The organism is Streptomyces sp. (assembly GCF_036566765.1).
Classification (GTDB): domain Bacteria; phylum Actinomycetota; class Actinomycetes; order Streptomycetales; family Streptomycetaceae; genus Streptomyces.
On record NZ_DATCVQ010000623.1, the window covers coordinates 1 to 8,157 of the forward strand.

The window sequence follows — 8,157 nt, forward strand, 5'->3', positions numbered from 1 at the left end:
GCCTCCACGCGAGCCCCGTCGCCGGCCGTCACCCGCAGCCGGACGGTGACCGCGTCGAGGGCGGGACGGTCCGGCCAGGGCTCGGTCAGCGCGCGCCGCTCGCCCGGGCGCAGCGTCGGCGGCAGGGCGCGGGCGGGCCGGTCGAGGACGGCGCCGAGCACGCCGTCGGCGCGTACCGAGAGCCGGGGCGTCAGCGCGGTGTTGCCGCGGTTGACCAGGATGTAGTGGATCGTGCCGGCGGCGTCGACGCGGACCTTCTCCACGGTGAGCGCGGCCAGCCGGGGTCCGGTCACCCGAAGGTGGATCCGCACCCGGGCCTCGCGCCCGCCGGCCGTGACGACGACCGCGGCGGTCCGCTCGCCGGGCGCGGCGTCCGCGGGCACGGTCACCGCGAACGGGACGTCGGCGCGGGTGCGGGCCGGGACGGTGACGGCGCGGGCGGCGAGCGCGAGGGGAGCGGGCCCCATGCTCGTACCGCCGTCACCCGCGAGCCGTACCGTCACCGGCCGCGTGCCGGAGTTCGTCACGGACACCGTGTCCTGCAGGACGCTGCCCGCCGCGCCCTCCAGGTAGACGTACGGCCGTCCCGCGGCCGGTCCCGCCGTCCACGCGGGCGGCGCGTCCGCCGCCAGCGCCGCGGGAACGGGAGCGGTCACGGCGAGGCAGAGCAGCGCGGCGGCGGGGGCCACGTCCCGCGCCCGCATCAGCGCGCCGTGCGCCGGGTGAGCCAGAGCACTCCGGCCGCGCCGGTCAGCAGCACCGTGCCGCCGAGGGTGCCCAGGGCCGCCGCGGAGTCGAGCGGTCCGGTCTTCGGCAGCTCGCCGCCGCCCGAGTCGTCGCCCCCGCCGCCCGATGCCTGCACCTCCAGTTCGAGGGAGGGCTTCGGGTTGTTCTTCGGCGTGCAGGTGGCCGCGTCCATCCCCAGGGCGTGGACGGTCAGCACACCTGCCGTGAAGGTGACCTTGCCGCTCTTCTTGGGCGTGTACGTGCCCGTCAGCTCACCGATCTTGATCGGGGTGTTGGGCGGGATCTTCTCGGTGTTCGGGGCACCGGTCACCTTCAGCTTGCCGCTGTCCGCGCCGCCGAGAAGCAGCTCGGCACGCGGCTTCATCACTCCCTTGGGCAGCTCGATGGGGCTGTCGGAGACGCCCTTCTCGAAGGACATCGTGATCGTGTAGCCGTCGCCGCTCTTGACGGCCTTGATGTCGACGGGCGACACGGCGCTCTTCGGGCCGATCTTCGTCACGCAGCCGTAGTCGACGTCGACGACGGCGGCGTGCGCGGCGGAGGCGGCCGTCAGCACCGCCGAGCCCGCCAACGCCGCGGCCAGTGTCGCGGCGGCAGCCGTCCTCTTCCGGTTGGACACTTCGAGCACCCCTCACGCCGGGCCTCGCACCGCCGAAGTTACTGACGGCACATCAGATTGGGCGCTCAAGGTACGCCCGGGGCCTTGTCGAGGGAAGACAAAGAGCGCGCCGTATCGACGCGCTCCCCAACAACTCCACAAGCATCACGCGGGGGCGGCGAGCTCCGCCCACACCGTCTTGCCCGGCGCCCCCGGCGTGCGGTCCACGCCCCAGTCGAGGCAGAGCCGCTGGACGATGAACATGCCGTGCCCGCCCGGCCGGCCGGCCCGGTGCGGGGTGCGCGGCGAGGGGTGCCCGGCGCCGCGGTCGACGACCTCGAGGCGGAGCGCCTTCTCGCCGCGGACGATGCGGAGCCGCTCGGGGCCCTCGGCGTGCAGGCAGGCGTTGGTGACGAGCTCGGAGACGACGAGCAGCACGTCCTCGGCGGCCGCGCGGCGGTCCGCGGTGGCGGCGGGCAGCCAGCCCCACTCGTGCAGCACCTGCCGCGCGAAGTCGCGGGCGAGCGGAACGACACCGGGCGCGTCGCCGAGGGCGAGCGTGCGCACCTCAAGGGCGACGTCGCCGGCACCGGCAGCAGTGTCCATCAGCGCTTCACCTCACCGATTACCGAACGACCAGGGACCAGGACCAGGGACCAGAAGACCTGTGCGGCCCGTTCCGGCCGGACAGACAGACGGAGCCGGGGCTCTCCTGCCCCGCCGTGTCACGACAACACACGCTTTCTCAGTCGGCGAGCGCCGCCTCTAGCGAGTCGTGGACCGTGAAGACGGCCTCCGCACCGGTGATCTCGAAGACCCGGGCCACCGCGGGCCGCATCCCCGAGAGATGGACTCCGCCCCCTGCCGCCTCGGCTTTCAGGCGGGCGCCGAGCAGCACATTGAGTCCGGTGGAGTCGCAGAAGTCGAGCCCCGAGCAGTCGACCACGAGGCGTGAGCGACCCTCGCCGAGGGCGTCGTGGAGTGGCGTACGCAACAAATCGGCGGTGTGGTGATCGAGCTCACCCATCGGCTTCACGATCTCGCTGACACCCAGGGTCCGTGCCTCGACCCGAAGCCGGGCCGGTCGTGCGTGGCCCACGGTCTGGCGGTCCATGCCCGTGCCTCTTCTCGCTCTCCGGATGCCGGTTGACGCTCGAAGAACCATACAAGTGCAGCGCTCCGCTCGACACCCCGACTCCACCATGAACCAACTCAAAATGGACATTTGGGACTTGCGGCCGCCACCGTAAAGCGGGTACGCCTTGTAGAGACACCGAACACGACCGGCTTTGGAGGCGCCGCAAACCGCAGCGAATGATGACGATGGAGGAGACCATGTCACCCCGGCTCGACGCCTCGCGTTCCCCCCACGCGCCGTCGACGACTCCGCCCCCGCAGGATCTCCCCGAGATCCCCCCGTTCGAGCAGATCGACCCGCTCGACGCGCGTGCTCTGTCGAAGACCCTCTTCGCCCGGCTCGACGCACTCGAGGAGGGCACTCACGAGTACGCCTACGTCCGCAACACCCTGGTCGAACTGAACCTCGCGCTGGTCAAGTTCGCCGCCTCCCGGTTCCGCACCCGCAGCGAGCCGATGGAGGACATCGTCCAGGTCGGCACCATCGGCCTGATCAAGGCCATCGACCGCTTCGACCTCAGCCGCGGCGTCGAGTTCCCGACGTTCGCGATGCCGACCATCATCGGCGAGATCAAGCGCTTCTTCCGCGACACCTCCTGGTCCGTGCGCGTCCCCCGCCGCCTCCAGGAACTCCGCCTCGACCTGGCCCGGGCCGGCGACGAACTCGCCCAGCGGCTCGACCGCGCGCCCACCGTCGAGGAACTGGCCGCCGAACTCCACCTGACGCACGACGAGGTGGTCGAGGGCATGTCGGCGAGCAACGCGTACACCGCGAGCTCGCTGGACGCCCAGGCCGACGAGGACGAGACCGAGGGCACGCTCGCGGACCGCATCGGCTACGAGGACCACGGACTCGAAGGCATCGAGTACGTCGAGTCGTTGAAGCCGATGATCGCGGCGCTGCCGGCCCGCGACCGCAAGATCCTGTCCTTGCGCTTCACGGCGGGCATGACGCAGTCCGAGATCGGCGAGGAGCTCGGCATCTCGCAGATGCATGTGTCGCGGCTGCTCGCGCGCACCCTCGGCCGGCTGCGGAAGGGCCTCACCCTGGAGGAGTGACCGCGGGCGCACCCCGCCCGACCGCGGGTCCCCCACCCCGCCGCGGTCACTCCCCTCCGTGGGACTCCCCCCTGCCCACTCCCGCCCGTCACCGGACGGGCCCCTCCGCGTTATTGACGGGGCCGTCCGGAATGGGCGACATTGAGCCCGGGATTCAGGGGGGAATCGCATGGTTTTCGCATGCTCTGCATACGCGGAACTGGAACGCCTGATGCGCGGCCGACTCGGCAGAGAGTGTCTCTACGTGCCGTCCTGCCGGCTCGGGCTCTATCTGGCACTGCGGCGCTGGTGCGAGCCGGGTGGCCGGGTGCTGATGTCCCCGGTCAACGACGACGTCATCTTCTTCGTCGTCCTCGCGGCCGGCCTGCGGCCCGTACAGGCGCCGCTCGATCCGCGGGACGGCTCCATCGACGTGGCGGCCGTGCCCGAGGAGACCTGGCGGGACCTGTCCGCCGTGCTCACCACCAATCTGTACGGGAATCCCGACCCGGCGCCCGAACTCCGGGCCCGCTGCGACGCGTCGGGCATCCCGCTCCTTGAGGACGCGGCGCACGCGATCGGCTCCTCGGTCGGCGGGCGGCCCGTCGGCACGTACGGCAAGGCGTCCGTGTTCAGCCTGTCCAAGCACACCGGCGCGAAGACCGGCGGCTTCCTCGCCGTCGCGGACCCGGCGGAACGCGCCGAACTGGCCGCGGCCCGCGATGCGTTGCTCGACCCGTACCGCGCCGGCGCCGAACTCGCCTACCTGTTACGGCCGTACGCGGAGGCGACCGTGCGCGGCCTGCGCCTGGTCCGCGCCGCGCACGCCATGATGCGGCTGCTCGGCATGGAGGAGCGCGAGGAGATCCGGATGCCGCTGCGGGGCGACGAGCTGAAGCAGGCGCTCGCCGACGCGCCCCGGCTCACACCCTTCCACTCCTGGGTCCGGGTCGACATGCACGACTACCGGCTCCGGCCGGGCCGCGCCCGGCTCCGCCGCACCGGCCGCCGCCTCGCCGGCCTCGACGCCGTCCTCGACGCGCATCGCGCCGGGACGGAACTGCTGTCTCAGAGCGAGTTCGGCGCCCCGGGGCCCGGGCCGGTCCAGCCGCTGTTCCGGGTCCCGCTGCTGGTCGCCGACCGCGACGCGGCGATCGCGGCGCTGGCCCGCCGCCGGATCACCACCGGCTACCTGTACGACCCGCCGCTCGACGCGTACGCCCCCGGCTTCACCGACCCGTCCCCCGCCCCGGAGGCAGCGGCCTGGTTCGCCCGCCACGCGCTGCCCGTGGACCCCCGCCGCGCCCCCGAGATCCTCGCGACCCTGCGGGCGGCCGGCGCCGAGCCCGTACGCCCGCCGCGCGGCGGAAGCCGGCCCGGTGTCTGACGCGGTCCGGCTGCGCCGGCCGGACGCGGGGGACGATGGGGACGAGGGGGACAGAGCCGGGAGCGAGCACGACGCCCCGCCCGCGCCCGTCGCCGGGTCGCGGGACGAGCGCTCGGACTCGCTCTTCCGCAACGCCTACGCGCTCATGCTGTCGACCGGGGTGTCCGCCGCGCTCGGGCTCGGGTTCTGGCTGGTGGCGGCGCGGTACTACAGCGAGGAGGCCGTCGGGCAGGGGTCCGCGGCCATCGCGGCGCAGCGGCTGCTCGCCTCGATCACCGCCACCACCATGATCGGCGCGGTCGTCCGGTACGTGCCCCGGGCCGGCCGGGCCACCGGCCCGCTGGTCGGCCGGATCTACCTGGTCAGCTCCGTCGTCGTCGCCCTGGCCTGCGGGGTCTTCCTGCTCACGCTCGACTGGTGGGGCCCCTCGTACGCACCGCTCGGCAGCCTGGCCGCCGGGCTTTTCTTCACCGCCTCCTGCGTCGGCTGGGCCCTGCTCACCCTCCAGGACGGGGTGCTGACGGGGCTGCGCCGGGCGATCTGGGTGCCGGTCGGCAACGCGGGCTTCTCCGTCGGCAAGCTGCTGCTGCTCGTCGCCCTGGCCACCACGACGCCGGTGCTCGGCGTCTTCGTGTCCTGGTCGGCGGCGATCGCGCTGTCCGTGCTGCCGCTGGGCTGGCTGGTCTTCCGCCGGCTCATCCCCCGGCAGGCCGCCGCCGACCGCGACCGCGAGCCGCCCACCACGCGCGAGATGGGCCGCTTCCTGGCCGGCGACTCGGTCGGCGCGCTGTTCAGCCTGGCGATGATCAACCTGCTGCCGGTGATGGTCGCGGTCCGCTTCGACGCCGCCCACAACGCGTTCTTCTACACCGCGTACACCGTCGGCGGCACGATGGAGTTCATGGCCATCAACATGGCCTCCTCGCTCACCGCGCACGCCTCCCACAGCCCCGAGAGCCTGGCCGCCGGGGTACGCGGCGCGCTGCGCCGCATGGCGCTGCTGCTGGTCCCGGTCGTCACCGTGCTGATCGTCTTCGCGCCGTACATCCTCGCCCCGTTCGGCGCGGACTACGCGGAGCACGGCACCACCGTGCTGCGGCTGCTCGCCGCCGCCGCGCTGCCCCGGGTCGCCGTCGAGCTGTACATCGGGGTGCTGCGGGTCCAGGGCCGCACCGGGATGCTCGCCGTGCTTCAGGGCGTGATGTGCGCGCTCGTCCTGGGCAGCGCCGCCACGCTGCTCGGCCCGGTCGGGATCTCCGGGGCCGGGCTCGCGGTGCTCTGCTCGATGACGCTGGTCGCCGCGGGGTGCGCGCCGGGGTTGCGGACGGCGCTGGCGGGGCGGCGGCCGCGCGGGCGCAGGGAGGAGGTCGAGTACGGGACGGAGTGGGCCCGGCAGGCCGCGTACCTGCGCGGGGCGCACGACGCGGCGACGCCCGCGTTCGGCATCCCGGTGCCGGTGCCGGAGGCGGAGGCGGAGCCGGCGTCGAAGTCGGCGTCCGCGGCGGAGTCGGCGGCGGCCGGGGACGAGAGCCGGTCCGCGATCAAGCTGTGGCTGCTGCTCGCCCTGGCGAGCGGACTGTTCTGGATCCCGCTCGCCCGGTCCGGCGAGCTCGGCCTCGCCCGGCTGTCCGGCACCGCCCTGATCGCGGCCCTGCCGCCGGTCACCCTGGCGGGCGGCGTGCTTCTGATCGCGCTCTGCGGCGCGGCGGTCCTCCCGCGCCGGGTCTCCCCGCTGCTCGCCGGAGCCGTCCTGCTCGCCACCTTCCTCGCCCTGCACACCGCGCCGCCGCTGCTCGGCGTCCGCCCGGCGGCGCTGGCGGGACCCGGCGCGGACGTCCTGGCCGAGCTGCTCGCCGCCGCCCCGGAGGCGACCTTCCACGTCCTCCCGCTCGCCCTCCAGGCCCTCTGCCTGATCCTGGCCGCGGTGCTGCTGCACGCGCTCGGGGTCTCCGTACGGGGCACGGTCTGCGCGGTCTGGGTGCTGGTATGGGCGGGCTGGGCGGCGCAGCAGACGTTCGCGGCGGCCGCGCTGCCCGTGTTCCTGGTCCTGGGCTGCACGACCGCCGCGGTGCTGTTCCGCTCCTCGCGCCGCGGACGTCGGGCCGGGCCCGGCGCCCGCCGCTAGCGCGTCGGCAGAGGCTGCTTGAAGTACGGGTCCGTCCCGGCCTCCCGGTAACCCTCGAGCGCGGGGCCGGAGTTCACCGTCAGGTCGCAGCCCGGCCCTGGCACCGTCCGGTTCCAGTGGACCAGCGCCCGGAGCCCGGGGAGCCTCGGCGCGACGCGCGGGATCTGCGCGTACCAGTCGCGCTGACGCTCCGGACGGGCCGGGTCCGGGGCAGTGGCGAACTCCGACGCCATGATCGGCTTCTTCGCCGAGACATCGGCTCGCAGCCACTCGTAGCTCGGGCGCTGACTGCGCTCGAAGTCCAGCCAGTTCGTGGACTTGTGGCAGAGGTAGTAGTTGTACTGGTCCATGCCGATCCAGTCGACGTACGAGTCCCCCGGGTACAGCCGCCTCATCGCGTCCGCGTGCCCCAGGTAGCCGGAGACCGTCCACACCCACACCACGTTGGTGACGCCCAGCTCGCGGAACCGGTCGTGGAGGTGGCGGTAGGCGGCGACGTACTCCTCCGGCGTGCCCGCGCCCTCCTTGATGCGGAAGTCGGTCTCCTGGTCGAAGGAGAAGAAGACCCGCTTGCCGTACGCCTTCAGTCGGCGGGCCTGCGGGTCGATGATCTCGGCGTCGTACTTCCCCGACGCGATGTTCTTCCAGCCGAGCTGGGTCTCGGTCCAGTTCGCGTGGTGGGGCTCCTTCCAGACGGTGGACTCCCAGGCGAGCATCAGCATCCGCTCCCGGCCGAGTTCCTGCTCGTCGGCGGTGAGCAGCTCGCCGTCCAGCGGCGCCCCGGACATGTCGTGGTACGTGTAGACGAGGTCGAGCCTGCGGCCGATCTTCTTCTCGAAGGCGTGCACCGGGGCGGTGAGCGAGCCGTCCGCGTCGTGCGGGACGTACGCGCCCCACCAGGCCCCGCAGCGAGGGGTCAGCCGGGCGTCGGGGGCGCAGCGCCCCCCGTCCCCGTCCCCCTCGTGCCCGGTCGCCCAGACGCCGATGCCGGCGAGCAGGGCGGCCACGGCGGCGGCGAGCACGACCGCGGTGTAGGCGCGGCGGCGCGGTAAGGCGGCGTGGCGGCCGGGCATCACCATCACCTGCGCCCGGGCCTTCGTTCGGCGCGCTCGGCCGCGCCGCGGG

8 protein-coding genes are annotated in these 8,157 nt (G+C 73.6%); 3 read left to right on the forward strand and 5 right to left on the reverse strand.

Going from position 1 to position 8,157, the window contains the following annotated elements; all coding sequences use genetic code 11:
* The 4 genes from VIU94_RS36355 to VIU94_RS36370 all read right to left on the reverse strand — a co-directional run.
* On the reverse strand, positions 1-704 hold a 704-nt coding region (locus VIU94_RS36355; RefSeq protein ID WP_331918433.1), incomplete at its 3' end, for a COG1470 family protein.
* Positions 704-1,366, reverse strand: a complete 663-nt coding sequence (locus VIU94_RS36360) for a peptidase (RefSeq protein ID WP_331918435.1) — start codon at positions 1,364-1,366, stop codon at positions 704-706. The genes VIU94_RS36355 and VIU94_RS36360, both read right to left, overlap by 1 nt.
* A gap of 144 nt (positions 1,367-1,510) precedes the next feature.
* Positions 1,511-1,951: an ATP-binding protein gene (locus tag VIU94_RS36365; RefSeq protein WP_331918437.1), complete on the reverse strand. Its 441-nt coding sequence runs from the start codon at positions 1,949-1,951 to the stop codon at positions 1,511-1,513.
* Between the two features lie 139 nt (positions 1,952-2,090).
* The gene (locus tag VIU94_RS36370; protein WP_331918439.1) at positions 2,091-2,459 is read right to left on the reverse strand and encodes an STAS domain-containing protein; all 369 of its coding nucleotides are present in this window, start codon (positions 2,457-2,459) and stop codon (positions 2,091-2,093) included.
* A gap of 221 nt (positions 2,460-2,680) precedes the next feature.
* Between VIU94_RS36370 and VIU94_RS36375 the strand changes: the two genes are divergently transcribed.
* The 3 genes from VIU94_RS36375 (at position 2,681) to VIU94_RS36385 (ending at position 7,032) form a co-directional block, all read left to right on the forward strand.
* A complete protein-coding gene (locus VIU94_RS36375; protein WP_331918441.1) occupies positions 2,681-3,541 on the forward strand; it encodes an RNA polymerase sigma factor SigF in 861 nt (286 codons plus the stop codon).
* A 211-nt stretch (positions 3,542-3,752) separates the two neighbouring features.
* Entirely contained in the window at positions 3,753-4,907 is a 1,155-nt protein-coding gene (locus tag VIU94_RS36380; RefSeq protein ID WP_331918443.1) for a DegT/DnrJ/EryC1/StrS family aminotransferase, read from the forward strand.
* A complete protein-coding gene (locus VIU94_RS36385) occupies positions 4,900-7,032 on the forward strand; it encodes a lipopolysaccharide biosynthesis protein (RefSeq protein WP_414721066.1) in 2,133 nt (710 codons plus the stop codon). The genes VIU94_RS36380 and VIU94_RS36385 overlap by 8 nt, the downstream gene beginning before the upstream one ends.
* Here the strand turns inward: VIU94_RS36385 and VIU94_RS36390 are convergent.
* Positions 7,029-8,105 (reverse strand): glycosyl hydrolase, encoded by a 1,077-nt coding sequence (locus tag VIU94_RS36390; protein WP_414721067.1) that lies wholly within the window; start codon positions 8,103-8,105, stop codon positions 7,029-7,031. The two genes, VIU94_RS36385 and VIU94_RS36390, sit on opposite strands and share 4 nt — an antisense overlap.
* Positions 8,106-8,157: the final 52 nt, after the last annotated feature.